Origin of the sequence: Streptomyces sp. Ru71 (assembly GCF_002920535.1) — a bacterium.
In the GTDB taxonomy this organism is placed as follows: Bacteria; Actinomycetota; Actinomycetes; order Streptomycetales; family Streptomycetaceae; genus Streptomyces.
Genome location: NZ_PQSS01000005.1, coordinates 1 through 22,473 on the forward strand (window position 1 = coordinate 1; position 22,473 = coordinate 22,473).

The window sequence follows — 22,473 nt, forward strand, 5'->3', positions numbered from 1 at the left end:
GCCGCGTCAGCGCCGGCCTCGGCCTCGGCCGAGCGCGCGACATCCGCGTCGCCCGAGCGCACGACGTCCGCCTCTGCCGACCGCGCACCGTCCTGGCTGGCCGAGCCCTCCGAAGCGCTACGCGCCCGACGCGGACGCGCGGCTGCCCCGCCGGAGGTCTCCGTCGCCTCAGTCCCCGCCGAATCCGGCGCCCCCGCGGCGACCTGGCTCGCCGAGCCCTCCGAAGCACGTGCGTGCCCGACGCGGACGCGCAGCCGCCGCACCGGTGGCCTCCGCCGCCTCGGTCCCCGCCGAATCCGGCGCCCCCGCGGCGACCTGGCTGGCCGAGCCCTCCGAAGCACTACGCGCCCGACGCGGACGCGCAGCCGCCGCGCCGGTGGCCTCCGGCGCCTCGGCTCCCGCCGAATCCGGCGCCCCCGTGGCCGCCTGGCTGGCCGAGCCCTCGCCTGCGGTGCGCATCCGGCGTGCCGGACGCTCCCCCGGCGCAGCCGCGGCGCCCGCCGCGCGACCGGTGCCTGCCGCGCGGCCCGCTCCCCGTGCCGGGCGAGCCGGGGCAGGGGGGAGCTGGCCCTTGAGCGGGCCCCACTCGTTGGGGTCGGGGACGCCCGGTGGAAGCATCTGGCGGCGCTTGGGGCCGCCGTGGTCGGACTCGCCCGGTTCCTTCGCGCCGGGCCAGGCCTTGGCGACCCGCGCCGCGAGGACGAAGTCCTTGCGCAGCGGGTGGCCCTCGAAGGTGTCGGGGAGAAGGAGGTGGTCGAGGCCGGGGTGGTCCTCGAAGCCGACACCGAACATTTCGTGCGTCTCGCGCTCGTGCCAGGCCGCGCCCGCGTAGACCGAGACGGCCGACGGCAGCACAGGTGCCTCGTGCGGGACGGTCGTGCGCAGCAGCAGCCGCCGCACCGGGCCCAGCGCGGCGACGTGCGCGGCGACGCGGAAGCCGACGCCCGGTTCGTCGACGGCGCTCAGCCAGTCGAAGTAGGTGCAGCCCAGCCGGTCGCGGGCCGTGGTGAGCGCGGCGATCCAGGACGCCGGGGGGACGTCGACGGTGAGGACGTCGTAGGACTCCTCGGCCGTGGCGTCCGTACCGAAGAGGTCCTCGGCGCCGGCGGGCAGCCAGCCGACCGTGCCGCTCATCGGTCCTCCCCGGACACCGGACCCGGCGTGGCCGGCGTGGCCGGCGGCTGCACCAGGCCGCTCTGCAGGGCCGCCGGCGAGGGCTGCGAGGCACCGTGGCCGTACCGCTCCCCCAGCGACTCCCGGGCGATCTTCTCCTGCAGCTTGAGGATGCCCTGGAGCAGCGCCTCGGGGCGCGGCGGGCAGCCGGGGACGTACACGTCCACCGGGATGATCTGGTCGACGCCCTTGGTGACGGAGTAGGAGTCCCAGTAGGGGCCGCCGCAGTTGGAGCAGGCGCCGAAGGAGATGACGTACTTCGGCTCGGGCATCTGCTCGTACAGGCGCTTCACGGCCGGCGCCATCTTGTCCGTCACCGTGCCCGAGACCACCATCAGGTCGGCCTGGCGGGGGCCCGGCGCGAAGGGGATGACGCCGAGGCGGATGAAGTCGTGGCGGGACATCGACGCGGCGATGAACTCGATCGCGCAACAGGCCAGGCCGAAGTTGAAGACCCACAGCGAGTAGCGGCGGCCCCAGTTCAGGACCACCTTCATCGGCTCGGGGGCCAGGCGGGCGAGCGCGCCCAGCCGCTTGGGCTCGGGAAGCGACACCGGAGCGGGGTTCACGTCCATGCCAGGACGCCCTTCTTGTACGCGTACAGCAGGCCCACGGCGAGGAAGCCGAGGAAGATGAACATCTCCACGAGCGTCGTCGCGCCGTAGCCGGGGGCGGCGAAGACCGTCGCCCACGGGAAGAGGAAGATCGAGTCGACGGCGAAGATGACGTAGAGGAACGCGTAGACGTAGTAGCGGACCTGGGTGTGCGCCCAGCCCTCGCCGACGGGGTCCACGCCGCACTCGTAGGTCAGGAGTTTCTCGGGGGTGGGCACGACGGGCCGCAGCAGCCGTCCGGCCCCGAAGGCGACGGCCACGAAGAGCACGCCGACGACGGCGAGCAGTCCCACGACCGAATAGGAATGGAAGTAGTCCGCCGCGACGACGACGGTCGAATCCCGCACGTCCGTCTCCTCGCTCCCTGGCTTCGCGTTTGTCGGCTCTCGACGACCGTCGACAGTGTTCGACGATCTGTACGCACGGGAGTCTAGGCCCTGATAAAGAAGCGGTAAGCAGCCCGTCACGCCTTGAGACGCGACACCGGGGACGGCGGGAGGCGCCCATCGCGGACAGGGTGGGGTTTTCCCCACCGCGGCGACGGCGGGCGACCTCATGGCGCGGGGGCGCGACGCGCGGCACGCTAACCCATATGACCGCAACCGACCCCGCCCGCCGGCCGGCCGACGACGACCGTCCGCCACCGGCCCGCCTGGCCTACGACGCGCACACCTGGAAGGAGATCGCCCATCTGCTGGCGAACTTCCCGCTGGCGCTGATCGGCTTCCTCTACGTCATGACCGTGCTGCTGGTGAGCGGCACACTGACGATCACCGTGATCGGCTTCCCGCTGCTGTCGCTGGCGCTGATGGGCGCTCGGCTGCTGGGGCGGTTCGAGCGGGCGCGGGCGCGGGCGCTGCTGGGGGTGCGGGTGGAGGAGCCGAGCCGGCTGCCGCTGCACCGCGCGGACGGCTTCTTCGGCCGCATGTGGATGGTGCTGAAGGACTCGGTGGCCTGGCGGACGGCGCTGTACGACTTCGTCCGGCTGCCGTGGGGCATCCTCACCTTCACGGTGACGCTGACCTCGCTGTTCGTGCTGTGGCCGGTGCTGCCGTTCCTGGCGCGCGGGATGACCAACGTGGACCGGGCGCTGGTGCGCGGTCTGCTGTCGCCGTCGGACGAGCTGGAGCGCCGTATCGCGGAGCTGGAGTCGGACCGCGGGGTGGTCGTGGACACGGCGGCGGCCGATCTGCGGCGCATCGAGCGCGATCTGCACGACGGGGCGCAGGCCCGCCTGGTGAACCTGGCGATGGGGCTCGGCCTGGCGAAGGAGAAGCTGCTGGAGGGCCAGGCCGACGAACACGTGGCCGCGATGGTCGAGGAGGCGCACGGCGAGGTGAAGCTGGCGCTGCAGGAGCTGCGGGACCTGGCCCGCGGCATCCATCCGGCGGTGCTGACCGACCGGGGCCTGGACGCGGCGCTGTCGTCGGTGGCGTCCCGGTGCACGGTGCCGGTGAAGGTGACCGCCGAGCTGGCCTCGCGGCCGGCCGCCGCGATCGAGGGCATCGCCTACTTCACGGTGTCCGAGCTGCTGCAGAACATCAGCAAGCACAGCGGGGCGAAGTCGGCGACGGTGGACGTGTGGCGTTCCGACGACCGGCTGCTGATCCAGGTGCGGGACGACGGCCGGGGTGGTGCGTCGCTGGATCGCGGGACCGGGATGCGGGGGCTGGCGGAGCGGCTGGACGCCGTGGACGGCCTGTTCGTCGTCGACTCGCCGCAGGGCGGGCCTACGACGATCACGGCGGAGCTGCCCTGGCGGGACCGGTCGGAGGACGCCCACCGGGGGTAGGGAAAACCCCCCGCCCAAGACGCCGACGGCCTCCATGGTCCGCCGACCTGCGGCGCAGCAGGCTGGACGTACGACACAAGGCGTGCAGCCGGACGACCGCGAACGAGCAGAAACGGACGACACCGATGGCCATGGAGTACGGACAGCCTTACCGGCCGGGGTACGACGACGGCACCCGCCGGCACCGGGTGCCGGCGGCGCTGCGGGCACCGCTGGAGGCGCGCAGCTGGCGCGAGTTCGGGTACGTGCTGCTGGGCCTGCCGATCGGCATCGCGCTGTTCGTCTTCGCGGTGACGATGGTCTCCCTCGGGGTGGGCCTGCTGGTGACGTTCCTCGGGGTCCCGGTGCTGGCGGCGGCGCTGGCCGGCTGCCGGGGCTTCGGCGCGCTGGAGCGGGCGCGGGCGCGGGGGATGCTCGGTCTTGAGGTGGCCGACCCGGAGCCGCTGCGGGTGCGCCGGAACAGCCTGATGGGCTGGATCGGCGCCGTCCTGAAGAGCGGCACGTCGTGGCGGCACCTGCTGTACGCGGTGCTGCAGTTCCCGTGGGCGGTGTTCTCCTTCAGCGTGGCCGTCGCGTTCTGGGTGTACGGCTGGGCGATGCTGACGTACCCGCTGTGGTTCTGGGTGTTCCCGATGTACGCGGGGCAGGGCGGCATCCAGCTCTACGGCGACGACCACCACCGGATCTATCTCGACAACCCGTTCGAGATCACCGTGACGGTGCTGGTGGGAGCGTTGTTCACGATGGCCTCGCCGTGGATCGTGCGGGCGCTGACGACGGTGGACCGGCTGCTGGTGCACGGGCTGCTCGGGCCGTCGCGGCTGGGCGCGCGGGTGGTGGAGCTGGAGTCGGACCGCGGGGTGGTCGTGGACACGGCGGCGGCGGACCTGCGGCGCATCGAGCGCGATCTGCACGACGGGGCGCAGGCCCGGCTGGCGAGCCTGGCGATGGACCTGGGGCTGGCCAGGGAGAAGCTGCGCGAGGACCCGCAGGCGGCGGCGCGGATGGTGGACGAGGCGCACGGCGAGGTGAAGACGGCGCTCAAGGAGCTGCGGGACCTGGCCCGTGGCATCCATCCGGCGGTGCTGACCGACCGGGGTCTGGACGCGGCGCTGTCCTCGGTGGCCTCCCGGTGCACGGTGCCGGTGCGGGTGGAGGTGGACCTGCCGGCCCGGCCGGCCCCGGCCATCGAGGGCATCGCGTACTTCACGGTCTGCGAGCTGCTGCAGAACATCGGCAAGCACAGCGGGGCGAAGTCGGCCACGGTGGACGTGTGGCGGGCGGAGGACCGGCTGCTGCTGCAGGTCATGGACGACGGCGTCGGCGGCGCGCACACCGGGCAGGGCTCGGGCCTCGCCGGCCTGGCCGAGCGGATCGGCGCGGTCGACGGCATCCTCGTCGTCGACTCCCCGCCCGGCGGCCCGACCCGCGTCACGGCGGAACTCCCGTGGCGCGACACACTGGCCTGACCGGCCGACGGTGATCGGGGCCACGCCGGCCGACCTCCCCCACCGTGCCGGCCGGGCCCCGGCAGCCCCCGCCGTACCGGCCCGGCCCCCAGGGGCCTCCCCACCGTGCAGGCCCCTGGCCTCCCCCACCGTGCCGACCCCCGGCCTTCCCCACCGTGCCGGCCGGGCCCCCGGCCGCCCCGCCGTGCCCAGCCGGCCCCCGGCCTCCGCCGCCGTGCCGGCCCGGCCCCCGGCCGGACCCACGCGTCAGCCCCACCGTGTCCGCCCCCGGCCCCCTCCCACCGCGTCACCCCCACCCCGGCCGAAACCCGACACCCCCACCCCCTCGCCGCCCCTCCGCAGCCGCGTTCCGGTTCCGTTGATGGAATGCTGGACCTGTTGACACGCGGCACGCGGGGGGACGAGGGACGTGGAGGACAGGGTGCGGGTGGTCATCGCCGAGGACTCGGTGCTGCTGCGGGAGGGGCTGACCCGGCTGCTCACCGACCGAGGGCACGACGTCGTGGCCGGGGTGGGGGACGCCGAGGCCCTCGTGAAGACGATCGCCGAACTGGACGCGGAGGGCGCCCTGCCCGACGTCGTCGTCGCCGACGTACGGATGCCGCCCACCCACACCGACGAGGGCGTACGGGCGGCGGTACAGCTGCGCCGTACCCACCCGGGGCTCGGCGTACTCGTGCTGTCGCAGTACGTGGAGGAGCGGTACGCCACCGAGCTGCTGGCCGGTTCCAGTCGCGGGGTCGGCTATCTGCTGAAGGACCGCGTGGCCGAGGTCCGCGAGTTCGTGGACGCGGTGGTGCGGGTCGCCGAGGGCGGTACGGCCCTCGACCCCGAGGTCGTCGCCCAGTTGCTGGGCCGCTCCCGCAAGCAGGACGTCCTCGCCGGGCTCACCCCGCGCGAGCGTGAGGTGCTCGGGCTGATGGCCGAGGGCCGTACGAATTCGGCCATCGCCAAGCAGCTCGTCGTCAGCGACGGCGCGGTCGAGAAGCACGTCAGCAACATCTTCCTCAAGCTCGGCCTGTCCCCGAGCGAGGGCGACCACCGCCGGGTGCTCGCCGTGCTGACGTATCTGAACTCCTGACCGGTCCCGCCGGGACAGTGCCGTGCGTGGGGGAACCCGAACCGGTGACGAGCGAGGCCGCGGCTGCTGTCCGGCGGGTGACCACCATGCGAAAGGTCAAGGGAAGGCGCCCCTCACGGACGTAGGGTTGATTTTGGGAGGACCCGCGGGAGGGCCGCTCCCCGACAGCCGCCTCTAGGGAGGTCCAGTTCAGTGACCAGTCAGGTCAGCAGCCCAGCGGAGCAGGCCGACACCACCGTCGTAGGAGAGCAGCGCAGACCGGCCGGGGGCAAGGATGTGCGCCGGCTGGACCGGGTGATCATCAGGTTCGCGGGGGACTCCGGTGACGGTATGCAGCTCACCGGGGACCGTTTCACCTCGGAGACGGCGTCGTTCGGCAACGACTTGTCCACGCTGCCCAACTTCCCGGCCGAGATCCGCGCGCCCGCCGGCACCCTGCCGGGCGTGTCGTCCTTCCAGCTGCACTTCGCCGACCACGACATCCTCACCCCCGGCGACGCGCCCAACGTGCTCGTGGCCATGAACCCCGCCGCGCTGAAGGCCAACATCGGCGACATGCCGCGCGGCGCGGAGATCATCGCCAACACCGACGAGTTCACCAAGCGGGCCATGCAGAAGGTCGGCTACGACTCCAACCCGCTCGAAGACGGCTCGCTGGACGGCTACAGCCTGCACCCGGTGCCGCTGACCACGCTGACCGTGGAGGCGCTGAAGGACTTCGACCTGACCCGCAAGGAGGCCGAGCGCAGCAAGAACATGTTCGCGCTGGGTCTGCTGTCGTGGATGTACCACCGGCCGACCGAGGGCACGGAGAAGTTCCTCAAGGCGAAGTTCGCCAAGAAGCCGGAGATCGCCGAGGCCAACCTCACGGCGTTCCGCGCGGGCTGGAACTTCGGGGAGACGACGGAGGACTTCGCGGTCTCCTACGAGGTGGCGCCGGCGGCGAAGGCGTTCCCGCCCGGCGTGTACCGCAACATCTCCGGGAACCTGGCCCTGGCCTACGGCCTGGTCACCGCCTCCCGCCAGGCCGATCTCCCGCTCTACCTCGGCTCGTACCCGATCACGCCGGCCAGTGACATCCTGCACGAGCTGAGCAAGCACAAGAACTTCGGCGTGCGCACCTTCCAGGCCGAGGACGAGATCGCCGGCATCGGCGCGGCGCTCGGTGCGGCCTTCGGCGGCTCGCTCGCGGTGACGACGACCAGTGGCCCGGGCGTGGCGCTGAAGTCGGAGACGATCGGGCTCGCGGTCTCCCTGGAGCTGCCCCTGCTGATCGTCGACATCCAGCGCGGCGGCCCATCGACCGGTCTGCCGACCAAGACCGAGCAGGCCGACCTGCTGCAGGCGATGTACGGCCGCAACGGTGAGGCCCCGGTCCCGGTGGTCGCGCCGAAGACGCCCGGGGACTGCTTCGACGCGGCGCTGGAGGCGGCGCGGATCGCGCTGACCTACCGCACCCCGGTGTTCCTGCTCTCCGACGGCTACCTGGCCAACGGCTCCGAGCCCTGGCGCATCCCCGAGGTGGACGACCTGCCCGATCTGCGGGTGCAGTTCGCGCAGGGCCCGAACCACACCCTCGACGACGGCAGCGAGGTGTTCTGGCCCTACAAGCGCGACCCGCAGACGCTGGCCCGCCCCTGGGCGATCCCGGGCACGCCCGGCCTGGAGCACCGCATCGGCGGCATCGAGAAGCAGGACGGCACGGGCAACATCTCCTACGACCCGGCCAACCACGACCTCATGGTCCGCACCCGCCAGGCCAAGGTCGACGGCATCGACGTCCCGGACGTGGAGGTCGACGACCCGCAGCAGGCCCGCACCCTGGTGCTGGGCTGGGGTTCGACGTACGGGCCGATCACCGCGGCGGTGCGGCGGCTGCGCAGGGCCGGTGAGGCGATCGCGCAGGCCCACCTGCGCCACCTCAACCCGTTCCCCCGCAACCTCGGCGAGGTCCTCAAGGCTTACGACAAGGTCGTGATCCCCGAGATGAACCTCGGCCAGCTCGCCACCCTGATCCGGGCGAAGTACCTGGTCGACGCCCGCTCCCACACCCAGGTCAACGGCATGCCGTTCAAGGCGGAGAAGCTCGCCGCGGCTCTGAAGGAGGCCATCCATGACTGACGCCGAGACGCTGCTTCAGCTGGTCCCCAAGGCCGAGGCCAAGCAGTCGATGAAGGACTTCAAGTCGGACCAGGAGGTGCGCTGGTGCCCGGGCTGCGGCGACTACGCGATCCTGGCGGCGGTGCAGGGCTTCATGCCGGAGCTGGGCCTGGCCCGGGAGAACATCGTCTTCGTCTCGGGCATCGGCTGCTCCTCCCGCTTCCCGTACTACATGAACACCTACGGGATGCACTCCATCCACGGCCGCGCCCCCGCCATCGCCACCGGCCTGGCCACCTCCCGCCGCGATCTGAGCGTGTGGGTCGTCACCGGTGACGGCGACGCGCTGTCCATCGGCGGCAACCACCTGATCCACGCCCTGCGCCGCAACGTCAACCTCAAGATCCTGCTGTTCAACAACCGGATCTACGGCCTGACCAAGGGCCAGTACTCCCCCACCTCGGAACTCGGCAAGATCACCAAGTCCACGCCGATGGGCTCCCTGGACGCCCCGTTCAACCCGGTGTCCCTGGCGCTCGGCGCCGAGGCCTCCTTCGTGGCGCGGACGATCGACTCCGACCGCAAGCACCTCACCGAGGTGCTGCGCCAGGCCGCCGACCACCCGGGCACCGCGCTGATCGAGATCTACCAGAACTGCAACATCTTCAACGACGGCGCCTTCGACGCGCTCAAGGACAAGCAGACGGCCACCGAGGCCCTGATCCGCCTGGAGCACGGGCAGCCGATCGTCTTCGGCCCCGACGGCAGCCGCGGCGTGGTCCGGGACGTACGGACCGGTGACCTGCGGGTGGTGGACGTGACGCCCGAGAACGAGGCCGACATCCTCGTCCACGACGCCCACGCCGACTCGCCGAACACGGCGTTCGCGCTGTCCCGGCTCGCCGACCCCGACACCCTGCACCACACCCCGATCGGCGTGTTCCGCTCCGTCGACCGGCCGGTCTACGACACCCTCATGGCCGACCAGCTCGACACCGCGGTCGAACAGCGCGGCAAGGGCGACCTCGCCACGCTGCTGGCCGGCGGGGACACCTGGACGGTCGTCGGCTGACGACCGTCGCGCACGCGCATCAGGCCCGGGACGACGACGCGTCCCGGGCCTCGTCGTATGCCGTGCGGGCACGCTCCACGTCGGACATCCGCCGCTCGGTCCACTGCGTCAGCGCCTTCACCTGCTCGGCGGCCTCCCGGCCCAGCCCGGTCAGGGAGTAGTCGACGCGGGGCGGGATCACCGGCTTGGCGTCGCGGTGGACCAGGCCGTCGCGCTCCAGCGTCTGCAGGGTCTGGGTGAGCATCTTCTCGCTCACCTCCCGGCCGACACGGCCGATCTCGCGGCGCAGCTCGCTGAACCGGTAGGAGCGCTCCAGCAGCGCGATCAGGACGAGCACGCCCCAGCGGCTGGTGACGTGCTCCAGGACGAGCCGGTACGGGCACAGCGCCTCGGCGTCGGACGCACTCGCCTTGCTGCTTACTGCCATGCCAGTACCTTACTTCAAAGTGGGTACTTTCCAATAGTTAGCGCCATCCCTAGGGTGAGTGGTGAGACAGAGGGACCCACCCCTGAGGAGTACGCAGATCATGAGCATCGTCGTCACCGGAGCCACCGGAAAGCTCGGCCGCCACGTCGTGGAGCAGCTGCTGCAGAAGGTGGCGGCCGACCAGGTCACCGCCGTCGTCCGCAGCCCGGAGAAGGCCGCCGACCTGGCCGAGCGCGGAGTGCGCCTCGCGGTCGCCGACTACAACGCCCCCGAGACCTTCGACGGCCTGTTCGCGGCCGGCGACAAGGTGCTGCTGATCTCGGGCAACGAGTTCGACAAGGGCCGGGTGCGGCAGCACCAGGTCGTCATCGACGCCGCGAAGGCCGCCGGGGTGGCCCTGCTCGCCTACACCAGCGCCCCGGGCAGCCTCACGGCCGCGCTCGCCGACGACCACCGGGCCACCGAGGAGGCGCTGCTCGCCTCCGGGCTGCCGTACGTCCTGCTGCGCAACGGCTGGTACCACGAGAACTACACCGAGAACCTCGCCCCGGTGCTGGAGCACCACGCCGTCGTCGCGGCGGCCGGTGAGGGCCGGGTGTCCTCCGCCTCCCGCGCCGACTACGCGGCCGCCGCGGTCGCCGTCCTGACCGGCGAGGGGCACGAGAACCGCACGTACGAACTCGGCGGCGACACGGCGTGGAGCTTCGCGGAGTACGCCGCCGAGCTGAGCCGCGCCACCGGTGAGGAGATCGTCTACAACGCGGTCAGCCCGGAGGCGCTCACCGGCATCCTGACCGGCGCCGGGCTGCCCGAGCCGCTCGCCGCGATCTTCGCCGGCGTGGACGTCTCGATCGAGAAGGGCGAGCTGGAGGTCACCTCCGGCGACCTGTCCCGCCTGGCCGGCCGCCCGACGACCCCGCTGGCCGAGGCGATCGCCGCCGCGCTGAAGGGCTGAGCGTTTCACCCGCCCCGGCTGTCATGACCGTATGGCGATACGGGCATGACAGCCGGGGTCGCTCGGCGCTACCTTCGTGGACGCATGTCCACACACGAAGGAGGGACCCGTGGGCGGGACGTCGAAGGGTGAGCAGCGCATAGGTCTGCTGAACGGCTTCGCGGCGTACGGGATGTGGGGCCTGTTCCCGCTCTTCTTCCCGCTGCTGGAGCCCGCCGGCGCCGGCGAGGTGCTCGCCCACCGGATGATGTGGTCCTTCGTCGTGGTCGCCGCGGTCCTGATCGTCGTACGGCGGTGGAAGTGGGCCGGCGAGCTGCTGCGGCAGCCGCGCAGGCTCGGGCTGGTCGCGGTCGCCGCGGCCGTCATCAGCATCAACTGGGGCGTCTACATCTGGGCCGTGAACAGCGGCCACGTCGTCGAGGCCTCGCTCGGCTACTTCATCAACCCGCTCGTCACCATCGCGATGGGCGTGCTGCTGCTCAAGGAACGGCTGCGGCCCGTGCAGTGGGCCGCCGTCGGGGTCGGCGTGGCCGCCGTCCTCGTCCTGACCATCGGCTACGGCCGGCCGCCGTGGATCTCCCTGATCCTCGCCTTCTCCTTCGCCACCTACGGGCTGATGAAGAAGAAGGTGAACCTCGGCGGCGTGGAGTCGCTGGCCGCCGAGACCGCGATCCAGTTCCTGCCCGCGCTCGGCTATCTGCTGTGGCTGACCGCGCACGGCGACTCGACGTTCACCACCGAGGGCCCCGGCCACACCGCCCTGCTCGCCTCGACCGGCGTGGTCACCGCGCTCCCCCTGGTCTGCTTCGGCGCGGCCGCGATCCGGGTGCCGCTGTCCACCCTGGGGCTGCTGCAGTACCTGGCGCCGGTGTTCCAGTTCCTGTGCGGGGTCCTGTACTTCCACGAGGCCATGCCGCCCGAGCGCTGGGCCGGCTTCGCCCTCGTGTGGCTGGCCCTGATCCTCCTCACCGCCGACAGCCTGCGCACGGCCCGCCGAGCCTCCCGCCTGCGCACCGCACTCAGGGAAGCGACACCGGCCACCGAGACCGCGCCCACGGAGACACCGACGGCCCCTCGGGTGGAGGCCTAGCCGCGACCAAGGCCCCGGCGGGTGTGCTGGACCTTCCGAACTCCCCCTCGGCTTCGTGGAATTGCTCTCACGAGAGCACCACAGGACGCTATCGTTTCGATGAACGCAATGTGCAGACACATCGCCGTATGGGGCCGGGAATAGTCCTGGAGGCCGTCGTCGAGCAGCTCCTCGGCGTGGCCAACGCTGGCGGGGGTGGCGCTTCCGGAGAAGCCTGATCGCCCGCCGAGCGCTGACCGCCGCGGTTTGCTGGACGTGGCGTGGCGCGTGGTGAAGAGGCACCCCACGCCCTGCTCCGGCGGCACGCCCGGCAGGAAGGGTCCGGCGATGGCGCCGGAAGCGGCCCGTGTGTGTCTCCATGCGGAGTTGGTCGCCCCATGACCATCACAGCCGCCGCGGCGCCGCTGCGGCTTTACTTCGTCGACGATTCCGGCGACGGCAGAGCCATCGTGTCATTCGCCGCGCTCGGCCTGGATCTCCCCCAAACCAGTGGCGCCCTCGCCCACTGGCTCGCCTTCCGCGCCGAACTTGCCGCGGACGCCCGCCTGTTGATCCCGGCGACGGCCGCCCTGCACTCCCATGAACTGGCCGGTGGCCGCGGCCGGCACATTCACCACTCCCGCAGCACGGACCGCGACCTGCACCGGCGGCACGCCCGAGAGGTGATCCTGCGCGGCTTGCGCGCCGTGTCCGGCTTCCCCGGTGTCCGGGTGCGCGCGGTGTACCGCGAGACCGATGACTACGCCCGCGACCGACCGGACCTCTATGCCGCCCTGCTGGCACAGATCAGCGAGGAACTCGCCACGACCGGACACCACGGAGTCGTCATCGTGGACGGTGACGGCACCGAGACCGCGCTGCGTCACGCTCACCGCCGCCTGCCCGACCCGGGGCGCCGCGTCGTCGGAGATCCGGTCTTTCTCGCCGCCCGCACGAGCCAACTGCTCCAGGCGGCCGACATGGTGGCTTACGCCGCCTTCCAGACTGTCGCGAAGCGGGAGAACCGGCGCTTCATGTGGGACTGGTTCGGCTCCGTACTGCCCGGTGCCGACGGGCCGCGCGCCCTGTGAGACGCCGATGCCCGAGCCGCCCGGGCAGACGGTGAATCCCCTCTGTGAAGGGACTGGGCCCCGGCCGTACGACCAGGGCCCAGCCGGGCCGGACCTGGGCCCGACACCTCGGGCCAGGACCGCGTTTTCAGTCTTCCATACCAACCACCGATCCCGGAGGGTCCATGTCGAAGCCCGCCAGCCGCCCCGTCACGGTGCCCTGGGGCAAGGAGTCGATCGTCGTCTCCGACTTTCCGCGCGTCCTGCCCGACGCCTCCGACGTCGACGACCGCAACAAACTGGTGCGCGCCGGTGCCGCCCACCCGCTGACCGGACTCACCGAGGACGCCTGGCACGCGGTGGCGCGCGCCGGCACCGTCCCCTCCCTCATCACGCAGCAGTTGCGCCTGCCCCAGCAGGACGGCTCCAGCCTGCTGCTGGAGGAGCACGTGGACGGGGCGACGCTGCGCTCGGTCCACGCGCGCGTGTGGTTGAGTGAGCTCTTCCCCGGTATCCAGCCGCGCACCAGCCAGGAGCAGCTGGACGTGGACGACCCGAAGGTGATCGGCGAGGCCGAGGGGGAGAAGCCGCTCGCGCTGCTGCGCTACCGCTACCGCGACCGGCAGCATCTGTTCGATCACGTCCGGCAGACACTGTGCGCGACGCTGTACCGCAACTCCTACGCCGAGTCGATTCTGGCCCGCCGGGTGACCAGGGCCTTGATCGTTCATCCTGTGGTGTTCGAGTTCGAGGACGGTGAAGAGTCCGTCACCGCACTGGTCGCCCGGGACGGCATCACTCGACTCGCCAGCGCCTGGAAGGTCCTGGCCGGACACGGCACCACGCCCGACGACGTCGCCAAGATCGCCGCGGGTGCCCTGCTCACCCCGCGCGAGCAGTCCCCCAACGAGCCCCGCAAGCCGTTCACTCAGCGCCTCGCGCTCGGCCGTGAGCAGTACCGCAGCCAGCTGCACGCCGAGTTCTCGGACGCGGTCGCGGCCGCTGGTGCCGCCGGGGAGGTGCCGGACCGCACCGTTCGCATCGCGCAGACCTACGTGGTGCCCGCGCACATCGCGGTCGGCATCGAGGCCCACGAACTCAGCACGCTGCGGATCTCCGACGTGTTCGACGACGCGCTGCGCTCGATCCTGGCCTCGGTGCACGTGGAGTTCAAACCGTGGGACGAGTCCGCCCAGAACGTGGAGGTGGCCACCCGCGCGCTGAAGCTCGTCGTGCAGACGCGAGCGGCCGAGTGGGGCATGGAGAAACTGCTCCAAGGCGTGCACGCGCTGGCCACGGGCCGGCTGGCGGAGACCGCCGTGCCGGACGTCTTCAACGACACACGGATTCCCGGGACGCCCCTGTGGCGGGCGGTGTATCTGGTATACGCGCTGACGCGTCCTCCGCTGCACGACGAGCTGAAGGCCCGCGCGAAGGACATCAAGAACGACCGCCGGATGTCGACGAAGGGGTATGCCGGTCTTCTCGGCCCCATCATCGACCTGGCGTGGCGCTCCCAGAAGGGTTCCGCGCTGGCCCAGGCCCGCAACGCCTGGGCCAACGGCGGAGTGCTGTGCACGGACGTCCTGACCAAGGAGTGGGACCCCGTGCCGACCGACGACTTCACCGGCCTGGTGGAGCCGGCGCTGAAGGGCGACACGAACGCCCGCTGCACCCTGGCCGTCGCGGGTGGCATCGCTCTCATCGCCGACAAACTCCTCACCCGTAACGTCGGCTCCGCGGTCTCGCCGACCCGCCAAGCGGGCAAGGTGCCGTTCCGGGCCGACGTCTCGGTGGTGATCGGCGGGCTGGCCAAGGAGGGCAACGCCCACGGACTGTGGCTGCTCGCGCACGCGGCCCAGCGGTTCCGGGCGCTGACCATGCCGGGCAACACCAGCGCGCGGCCCCGGCTCGGGCAGGCGGGCAGCTCACCGCCCTACGAGCATGTCGCCATCGATCTTTCCGCGGCGGACCGCGTGGCCCGGGATGGGTCCGCCGAGCGCGCGCTGACCACGTGGGACGTCGTGTACGCGTCCGATGAGAACCGTGCCGAGGACCAGATCCGCAAAGCGCTGAGGCTGTACGCGCCGGCCACCGGGTCCGGCACGCAGCCCGCCGGGACGCAGGGCACACCCGGCGCCGGTGGTACTTCGGTGGTTTCACCCGGTCAGAGCAGCAGCCGGGGGCAGGGAGCCCAGCCGGTCGCACCGACGCTGCGGATCGAGGACGTGCGGCGGGAGCTGGCCAAGCTGCTGGAGGAAGCCAAGGAGTCGCTGACGGTGCTCGACACCCTCGGGCAGGGCCGGACGTACCCGCCGCTGCTCGGGGCCGCCGAGGAGTGGACCGAGCTGCGCGAGACAGCGATCGAGATCTTCAAGTTCATCGACGACCACGGCCCGTCCCAGGCGGACGCGGACAGCGACGGGGAGGAAGAGGAAGAGGTGCCGGCGGAGAGCGAGCCGGACGAGGAGGCGCCGGCCGCGGAGTGAGACCGGCCGAGTGCGGGTTTCTTCGTATGGTGCCGGGACCGGGGCGGTATCACTGGTTGCATGACCACGACGACACCGGCCCCGGTGCACTTCAAGATCGTCATCGACGCCGCAGATCCGCACGCGCAGGCCGACTTCTGGGCCGCCGCCCTGCACTACGAGGTGGAGGACAACGCCGCGCTCATCGAGCAGCTGCTCGCGGCCGGCGCGCTGCCGGGTGCGGCCACGGTCGAGTTCCACGGCCGTCCGGCCTTCCGCGACCTGGTCGCCGTTCGGCATCCCGACGACCCCTATGACCCGCGCAGCGGCACCGGGCTGGGGCGGCGGCTGCTGTTCCAGCGGGTGCCGGAGCCGAAGACGGTGAAGAACCGGCTCCATCTCGACCTGCACCCCGGGGACGGGCGGCGCGCGGGTGAGGTGGAGCGACTGACGGGGCTCGGGGCGAGTGTGCTGCGGGAGGTGAAGGAGCCCAGCGGGCAGTGGGTGGTGATGGCCGACCCGGAGGGAAACGAGTTCTGCGTGCACTGAGCGTGGGGCATCCGCGAGAGTCCGGTGAACGATCCGGAATGCGAACAGTACTGTCCGGATTGCGCTCTTGACGGAACGTCAGGCTCAGCTTCACCATCGGGCACCCCATTCCTCAAGGAATTCGGAGCCCCCCACATGAACCTCTCCGGTTCCGCGCGGGCGACGGCCGCTGCCGTCGTCGCCGGCGCCACCCTGCTCGCCACCGGGTCCATAGCCGGCGCGGCGCCCGCACACCCGGTCGCCGCCGCCGCACCCGACATCCCGGTCGCGGGCGTCAAGGCCCACCTCGCCCAGTTCCAGTCCATCGCCACCGCCAACGGCGGCAACCGCGCGCACGGCCGGGCCGGTTACAAGGCCTCGCTCGACTATGTGAAGGCCAAGCTGGACGCGGCCGGGTTCACCACCACCGTGCAGCAGTTCACCTCCTCGGGCCGCACCGGGTACAACCTCGTCGCCGACTGGCCCGGCGGCGACACCAGCCAGGTCCTCATGGCCGGCTCCCACCTCGACAGCGTGACCGCCGGACCCGGCGTCAACGACAACGGCTCCGGCTCGGCGGCCGTCCTGGAGACCGCCCTCGCCGTGGCGCGGGCCGGCTACCACCCCGCCAAGCACCTGCGCTTCGCCTGGTGGGGCGCGGAGGAGCTGGGCATGGTCGGCTCCCGCTACTACGTGGGCAGACTGTCCTCGGCCGACCGCGCCCGCATCACCGGCTATCTGAACTTCGACATGATCGGCTCGCCCAACCCCGGGTACTTCGTCTACGACGACGACCCGGCCATCGAGAAGACCTTCAAGGACTACTACGCCGGTCTCGGCATCGCCACCGAGCCCGAGACCGAGGGCGACGGCCGCTCCGACCACGCCCCGTTCAAGAACGCCGGCGTGCCGGTGGGCGGGCTGTTCAGCGGCGCCGACTACGTCAAGACGCAGGCCCAGGCCGCCAAGTGGGGCGGCACGGCGGGCCAGGCCTTCGACCGCTGCTACCACTCGTCGTGCGACACGACGGCCAACATCGACGACACGGCGCTGGACCACAACAGCGACGCGCTCGCCTACGCGGTGTGGGCGCTGTCTTCGTGACGCGGATGTGAGTTCCGGCTGCGCGTCAGTCGCCGTCGGCGGCGGCCCGGGCGGTGAGGCGGTCCATGCGGGCACGGGCCGACCGCAACTTCTCGGCGTCGTCGGCGGCGGGGCCGTCCTCGGCGGCGAGCTCGGTCCATACGGCGATCAGCTCGCCGCCCAGCCGCAACCCCTGCCGCGGGTCGCGCACCGCCCGCCACGCGGTGGCCGCGCTCTGCACGTTCCCGTAGGCCGCCTCCGCGTCCTGCCGCCGGCGGTGGATCAGGGCCAGGTCGAGGGAGATACGGAAGGCGTGCTCCGACTCACCGGCCAAGTAGGCGATGTAGGCGGTCAGTTCGCGCATCCTGAGCACCTCGGGGTGCTCCCGCCCCAGCGTCGCCTCGCCCTCGGCCACGATCCGCTCGGCCAGCTCCGCCGCCACGTCCGTCCGCCCCTCCCGCACGGCCTCGTTGACCCGCGCGACCTGCCCGGCGGGCAGCGCCGAGCCGACGCCGCCCTCGGCGAGCGGCACGTCCTCCAGCACGGCCTCGGCGACCGCGTCGAACCCCCGCGCGGGCGTCGGCCTGGCCTCGGCGGCGGCTTCGGCGAGGGCGGCGTAGGAGTCGCGGGTGGGGCTGGGAGCAGGGACGGGTGTCGGGGTGGGGGCGGCGGCCCGGGGCGGGGTGGGGGCCGGAACGGGTTGGGGGGCGGGTGCCGGAACGGGTAGCGGGGCGGGTGCCGGAGCGGATTCCGGGGTGGGTGCGGGTGCCGGGGCGGCGGTGAGCGGTCGCGGGTGATCCGTGACCTCGGATATCGGGGCCGTCGGCTGGGCGGGAGGTGGGGGCATCTCGGGCGGTGGGCCGAAGACGCCCAGGGGTGCGGTGACCGTGCCGGGGGCGGGCGCGTCCTGCCGGGGCTCGGGCACCGCCCGCAGCGTGACCGTCCGGGGCGTGTCCCGCCGTACCGGGTCCGACGTGAGGTGGCTGGAGCCGTCCGGGTCCACCCGCAGCGGGACGACGTAACCGATCCGCTCGTCGTGGATCGTGGCGTGCACGGCGCGGCCGCCGGCGCGGGCCAGACGATGCAGGTGGGCCAGGACGGCGTCCTGCGCCTCCTCGCCGGGCGCCACCGCGACCGGCACCCCGGCGATCCACACACCGGCGGACATCACCGCCGCGCCCCCGTCGCCCGCGTCCGAGCCGGCCGCCCTGACGTGGACCTCCAGCGGCTCGGCCGGCCACGCCGGCGGCACCGCCGGGCCCGCGGCCGGCTTCGCTTCCCGCTTCTGCGCTCGGCTGAGTCGAGTCATCGCTTCCTTCACTCCCGATGCGTCACTCGGACTCGTCGGCGAGCCGGCGGACGGCACATGCGTTTCCATGGTCCTCCCGGCGATGAAGCCGTTCGAACACGTACTGCCGAGTCTCGCCGCTCCCTCCCCCCGCGCGCGTCACCACCCCGTCACAGCCTCGTCCCGACTTCCCGCCCCGCCACGCGCGGCCCCGCGGGATTAAATGCACGCGCATGCAATGTTGACGCTCATGGCCGCCGTACACCGAGTATCAAGGGGATGCCATGACCCGCCGTTTCCTGTTCGTCCTGGGCAGCAGCCGCGACGACGGCAACACCGAACTGCTCGCCCGCAAGGCCGCCGAGCAGCTCCCCGCGGACGTCGAGCAGGAGTGGATCAGCCTGGCCGAGCACCCGCTGCCCGACTTCGCCGACCTGCGGCACGACAGCGACCACGTCCGGCCCACCGAGGGCAACACCGCACTGCTGCTGGACGCCACGCTCGCCGCGACGGACCTGGTGATCGCCTCGCCGCTGTACTGGTACTCGGTCTCCGCCCACACCAAGCGCTACCTGGACCACTGGTCGGGCTGGCTGCGCACCCCGGGCCTGGACTTCAAGGCGCGGATGGCCGGCCGCACCCTGTGGGGCGTGACCGCCCTCGCGCACCGCGAGGAGGAGGTCGCCGACCCGCTCGTCGGCACGCTCAACAACTCCGCCGCCTACCTGGGCATGCGCTTCGGCGGCGTCCTGCTGGGCAACGGCAGCCGGCCGGGCGACGTACTGAACGACCACGCGGCGCTGGTCCGCGCCAAGACGTTCTTCGACCGTACGGCACCGCTCGCCCGCTTCCCCTACGAGCGCCCGTGAACCCCTGCGAGCGCCCGTGAACCCCTGCGAGCGCCCGGTGAACCGCTGCGGGCGCCCGTGAACCGCTAGACGGTGATGTCCTTCGCCGTGAACCGGGCCCAGGCCGCCGAGCCGAACACCGCCGCGTACAGGCCCTGCAGGCCGAGGTTGCGCACCAGGTCGTCCCAGTAGACCGGCTCGCGCATCAGGTCGGCGAAGGACAGCCAGTAGTGGGAGAAGAGATACGGCTGTATCGCGTGCAGCTGGGGGAACTGGTCCAGGATCTGCACGGTGATCAGCAGGCCCACGGTCGTCGCCATCGCCGCGATGCCGCTGTTGGTGAGCGTGGAGACGAACAGGCCGAGCGCCGCCACACCGATCAGGGACGCGGCGACGACCAGCGCGATCAGCAGCGCGCGGACCAGACCCTCCGCGAAGCTGATCCGGGTGCCGGAGATGGTCGTCAGGTCACCGAGCGGAAAGAGCAGGGCGCCCACCAGCAGCGCCGAGACGGCGACGACCAGGGTCGCGATCACGCAGAACGCCATCGTCGTCGTGTACTTGGCGAGCAGCAGCCGGGTGCGGCCGGCCGGCGCGACGAGGAGGTAGCGCAGGGTGCCCGCGCCGGCCTCGCCGGCGACCGCGTCACCCGCGATCACCCCGACCGCCATCGGCAGGAAGAACGGCAGGGTCGCCGCCAGCGCGGTGAAGACGAGGAACAGGCCGTTGTTGGTGACCTGCGAGATGAACGCCGGCCCCTCACCGCCCCGGGGCCCGGCCGACGAGCCGTCCCCCGTCTCGATCTTCACGGCGATCCCGACCAGGACCGGAACCGCGGCCAGCACGCCCAGCAGCGCGAGCGTGCGCCAGCGCCGCAGGGTGACCAGCAGTTCGCTGCGGAACAGCCCGAGCGTCCACAACGGACGCACCGTCCCCGGGGACTTGACCACCGTGTCAGCCTGCGACATCGAAACCCTCCCCGGTCAGCGCCACGAACGCCTCCTCCAGCGAGGCCCGTTCCACCCCGAACCCGCGCACCCGCACCCCGGCCGTCACCAACGCGGCATTGACCTCGGCCAGTTCACGCTCCGGGGGCTCGCCCGTCACCCGGTCCTCGGCCACCACGACGTCCCCGACGCCCTGTTCCTTCAGCACCCGGGCCGCGTCGGAGGTGTCCGGCGTGGTCACCACCAGCCGTCCGCGGGCCCGCGCCGCCAGGTCGGCGACTTCGCCCTGGACGAGGAGCCGCCCGCGTGCCATCACCGCGGCGTGTGTGCACACCTGCTCGATCTCGTCGAGGAGATGGGAGGAGAGGAAGACGGTCGTGCCGTCCGAGGCGAGCTCCCGGACCAGCGCGCGGATCTCGCGCATGCCCTGCGGGTCGAGCCCGTTGGTCGGCTCGTCCAGGACGAGCAGGCGGCGGGGCTGGAGCAGGGCGGCGGCGAGCCCGAGCCGCTGCTTCATACCGAGCGAGTACGCCTTCGCCTTCTTGCCGGCCGCCGCCGTGAGCCCCACGCGCTCCAGCGCCGCCGCGACGCGGGTGCGCCGGGTGCGCGGGTCGGCGGTCGGGTCGGCGGCGTCGTAACGCAGCAGGTTGTCCCGGCCGGACAGGAAGCCGTACAGCGCGGGGCCCTCGATCAGCGCGCCGACCTGGGGGAGCACCGAGCGCACGGACCGGGGCATCGGCTGCCCCAGCACCCGCGCGGCGCCGGACGTCGGCTCGATGAGGCCCATCAGCATGCGGATCGTGGTGGTCTTGCCCGATCCGTTGGGACCGAGGAAGCCGAAGACGCTGCCCGCCGGGACGGCCAGGTCCAGCCCGTCGACGGCGAGTTGCCCGCCGCGGTAGCGCTTGGTGAGGGCGCGGGTGTGGATGACGTACTCGTCCTCCGGCACCTGCTCGCCCCGTGCGGCGGGCGCGTCGTCCATCGGCTCCCCGATCGTTTCCGTGGGTCGGCGGTGTCCCGCCGGCTTACCTGCCCGCGTCGGCGGCCTTGACGAGGGCGTCCTTGGTGACCGCGCCGACGTAGACCTTGCCGTCGTCGGTGATCAGGGCGTTGACCAGGCGGGTGGAGAACACCGTGCCCTTGCCGAACTTGCCGGAAACCTTGTCGCCGAGCGAGTCCAGGAAGCCGCCGAGGTCACCGCCGACCTCACTGCCGGAGGGCACGCCGCCCCGGGCGCCGGTGTCGAAGGTGGCGATCGCGTTCCAGCCCTCGCCGAGCACCTTGGGTCCGTCGCCCTTGGCCGCGTCGCCGCCCGGGACGGGCAGCATGTGCTCCGGGAGGCCCTTGGCAGGCCCGTCGCCCTTGGCGTGCTCCCGGTCGCCGCCCTCGGTGACCTTGGCGCCCTTCGGCGGGGTGAAGTCGAAGGTGGAGGCGGCCGGCTTGGCGAAGCTGACCTGGGTGAAGCCCGCGTCGACGACGGCGGCGCCGCCGCTCTTCGGGGTCAGGGTGAACTTCAGCGGCACACCGGTCTTGGCGTCCACGGCGATGCTGATCGCACCGACGGTGGTGCCGGACTGCTTGGGCTTGATCAGCAGCTTGTAGGCGTCGCGGCCGGCGACGTGGACGCTGCCGTCCACGGTGACCGAGGTGGTCGAGTCGACGGCCTTCAGGGCCTGTTCGGCGAAGTCCTTGGGCGTGCCGGAGAAGTCGTCCGCACCCCGCTCGTCCTGGCGGCCCTGCTCGTCCGAGGTGGCGTGGTACACCTCGTTGGACTTGCTGTCGTAGCCCCAGACGTCCTTGCCGTTGTGGATGAGGCTGTACTCGGCGGCGTCCTCCAGCACCGAGATCTTCTGCCGCTCCGGTCCGTCGGCGGCCACGCGCAACGTGTGCCGGCCGGTGGCGAGTTCGGCGACCTTGGCCGAGGGGTCGGCGGACGACCCGTCACCGGACGCGCCCGCACCGCCGCCGAACCCGCCCGCGAGGCCGCCGAAGTCGGGCAGGCCGAGGTCGGTGTTGATCCGCACGGTGCCGGACAGCTGCTGCGTGTCCGACGCCGCGATCTTCTCGATGAGCTGCTGCGCGCTGATCTCGGGCAGATCGGGGTCGCCGGAGTCGGCGAGCGCGGGGACGATCCCGATCGTCGCGGCGGCCAGCCCCACGACGGTCGCGGGGACGGCATAGCGCGCGGCTGCCCTGCGCCGCCCCCCGCGCGCCGCGCCGGGCTCCTCGGCCGCGGCCGTCGCCCTGTCGTCGGTTCCATACGGTGCCATGTGTGCGCTACCTCCGTCGTCGGCGGCGGCTGTCCGTCCCATGACCCGCGGCGTGCGCTCCCGGCGGGCCCCACCCCAAGCCGCCATTCTCACCCGAATCGGTGAGGAGTGGTGTCTTCCGTGCTTCCCATCAGACCAAATCGGCCAGGGGGACCGCGTCACCCCGCGGACGCAACTCCATGTACTGCTGGGGTATGACGTGGCGGAGGGTCAGGCCCC

At 72.1% G+C, this 22,473-nt stretch carries 19 protein-coding genes and 1 pseudogene; 12 read left to right on the top strand and 8 right to left on the bottom strand.

Going from position 1 to position 22,473, the window contains the following annotated elements:
• The 3 genes and pseudogenes from C3489_RS04600 to C3489_RS04610 all read right to left on the bottom strand — a co-directional run.
• A pseudogene (locus C3489_RS04600) lies at positions 1–1,134 on the bottom strand (NADH-quinone oxidoreductase subunit C); the annotation flags it as partial.
• Entirely contained in the window at positions 1,131–1,748 is a 618-nt protein-coding gene (locus C3489_RS04605) for an NADH-quinone oxidoreductase subunit B (protein ID WP_103780153.1), read from the bottom strand. The gene C3489_RS04605 and the pseudogene C3489_RS04600, both read right to left, overlap by 4 nt.
• Positions 1,739–2,134 (bottom strand): NADH-quinone oxidoreductase subunit A, encoded by a 396-nt coding sequence (locus C3489_RS04610; protein ID WP_103780155.1) that lies wholly within the window; start codon positions 2,132–2,134, stop codon positions 1,739–1,741. The genes C3489_RS04605 and C3489_RS04610 overlap by 10 nt, the downstream gene beginning before the upstream one ends.
• 245 nt (positions 2,135–2,379) lie before the next feature.
• Here C3489_RS04610 and C3489_RS04615 point away from each other — a divergent pair, with 245 nt between their 5' ends.
• From C3489_RS04615 to C3489_RS04635, 5 genes are all read left to right on the top strand, one after another.
• Positions 2,380–3,579, top strand: coding sequence for a sensor domain-containing protein (locus tag C3489_RS04615; protein ID WP_103780156.1), 1,200 nt, complete (start codon positions 2,380–2,382; stop codon positions 3,577–3,579).
• Between the two features lie 125 nt (positions 3,580–3,704).
• Positions 3,705–5,048: a sensor histidine kinase gene (locus C3489_RS04620; protein ID WP_103780158.1), complete on the top strand. Its 1,344-nt coding sequence runs from the start codon at positions 3,705–3,707 to the stop codon at positions 5,046–5,048.
• Between the two features lie 409 nt (positions 5,049–5,457).
• On the top strand, positions 5,458–6,129 hold the full coding sequence (locus tag C3489_RS04625) for a response regulator transcription factor (protein WP_103780160.1): 672 nt from the start codon (positions 5,458–5,460) through the stop codon (positions 6,127–6,129).
• Positions 6,130–6,321: 192 nt separating this feature from the next.
• Positions 6,322–8,250: a 2-oxoacid:acceptor oxidoreductase subunit alpha gene (locus C3489_RS04630; protein ID WP_103780162.1), complete on the top strand. Its 1,929-nt coding sequence runs from the start codon at positions 6,322–6,324 to the stop codon at positions 8,248–8,250.
• Positions 8,243–9,301 carry a 2-oxoacid:ferredoxin oxidoreductase subunit beta gene (locus C3489_RS04635; RefSeq protein WP_103780164.1) on the top strand — a complete coding sequence of 353 codons (1,059 nt, stop codon included), beginning with the start codon at positions 8,243–8,245 and terminating at the stop codon, positions 9,299–9,301. Before C3489_RS04630 ends, C3489_RS04635 begins: the two co-directional genes overlap by 8 nt.
• A gap of 19 nt (positions 9,302–9,320) precedes the next feature.
• Here C3489_RS04635 and C3489_RS04640 read toward each other — a convergent pair whose 3' ends face one another.
• Positions 9,321–9,728 carry a helix-turn-helix domain-containing protein gene (locus C3489_RS04640; protein ID WP_103780166.1) on the bottom strand — a complete coding sequence of 136 codons (408 nt, stop codon included), beginning with the start codon at positions 9,726–9,728 and terminating at the stop codon, positions 9,321–9,323.
• A 100-nt stretch (positions 9,729–9,828) separates the two neighbouring features.
• On the opposite strand from C3489_RS04640, the gene C3489_RS04645 reads away from it, so the two are divergent.
• The 6 genes from C3489_RS04645 to C3489_RS04670 all read left to right on the top strand — a co-directional run bounded on the left by C3489_RS04645 (position 9,829) and on the right by C3489_RS04670 (position 16,922).
• Positions 9,829–10,683 (top strand): SDR family oxidoreductase, encoded by an 855-nt coding sequence (locus tag C3489_RS04645; RefSeq protein WP_103780168.1) that lies wholly within the window; start codon positions 9,829–9,831, stop codon positions 10,681–10,683.
• 109 nt (positions 10,684–10,792) lie between these two features.
• Entirely contained in the window at positions 10,793–11,773 is a 981-nt protein-coding gene (gene rarD, locus C3489_RS04650) for an EamA family transporter RarD (protein ID WP_181139489.1), read from the top strand.
• A 377-nt stretch (positions 11,774–12,150) separates the two neighbouring features.
• Positions 12,151–12,843 carry a DUF3800 domain-containing protein gene (locus C3489_RS04655; RefSeq protein WP_103780170.1) on the top strand — a complete coding sequence of 231 codons (693 nt, stop codon included), beginning with the start codon at positions 12,151–12,153 and terminating at the stop codon, positions 12,841–12,843.
• A gap of 164 nt (positions 12,844–13,007) precedes the next feature.
• A complete protein-coding gene (locus C3489_RS04660; protein WP_103780172.1) occupies positions 13,008–15,311 on the top strand; it encodes a hypothetical protein in 2,304 nt (767 codons plus the stop codon).
• 60 nt (positions 15,312–15,371) lie between these two features.
• Positions 15,372–15,839 (top strand): VOC family protein, encoded by a 468-nt coding sequence (locus C3489_RS04665; RefSeq protein ID WP_103780174.1) that lies wholly within the window; start codon positions 15,372–15,374, stop codon positions 15,837–15,839.
• A gap of 135 nt (positions 15,840–15,974) precedes the next feature.
• Positions 15,975–16,922: a M28 family metallopeptidase gene (locus C3489_RS04670; protein ID WP_103780176.1), complete on the top strand. Its 948-nt coding sequence runs from the start codon at positions 15,975–15,977 to the stop codon at positions 16,920–16,922.
• 25 nt (positions 16,923–16,947) lie between these two features.
• On the opposite strand, the gene C3489_RS04675 is transcribed toward C3489_RS04670, so the two are convergent.
• Positions 16,948–18,210 carry a hypothetical protein gene (locus tag C3489_RS04675; RefSeq protein ID WP_103780178.1) on the bottom strand — a complete coding sequence of 421 codons (1,263 nt, stop codon included), beginning with the start codon at positions 18,208–18,210 and terminating at the stop codon, positions 16,948–16,950.
• 263 nt (positions 18,211–18,473) lie between these two features.
• Here C3489_RS04675 and C3489_RS04680 point away from each other — a divergent pair, with 263 nt between their 5' ends.
• Complete coding sequence (locus C3489_RS04680) at positions 18,474–19,058, top strand: flavodoxin family protein (RefSeq protein ID WP_103780180.1); 585 nt, start codon at positions 18,474–18,476, stop codon at positions 19,056–19,058.
• 65 nt (positions 19,059–19,123) lie between these two features.
• On the opposite strand, the gene C3489_RS04685 is transcribed toward C3489_RS04680, so the two are convergent.
• From C3489_RS04685 to C3489_RS04695, 3 genes are read right to left on the bottom strand one after another with little or no spacing between them, the layout of a single operon-like run.
• Positions 19,124–20,005 (bottom strand): ABC transporter permease, encoded by an 882-nt coding sequence (locus tag C3489_RS04685; RefSeq protein ID WP_103780182.1) that lies wholly within the window; start codon positions 20,003–20,005, stop codon positions 19,124–19,126.
• Entirely contained in the window at positions 19,992–20,966 is a 975-nt protein-coding gene (locus C3489_RS04690) for an ABC transporter ATP-binding protein (RefSeq protein WP_103780184.1), read from the bottom strand. Before C3489_RS04690 ends, C3489_RS04685 begins: the two co-directional genes overlap by 14 nt.
• A gap of 43 nt (positions 20,967–21,009) precedes the next feature.
• Entirely contained in the window at positions 21,010–22,254 is a 1,245-nt protein-coding gene (locus tag C3489_RS04695; RefSeq protein WP_103780186.1) for an outer membrane lipoprotein carrier protein LolA, read from the bottom strand.
• Between the last annotated feature and the right edge of the window lie 219 nt (positions 22,255–22,473).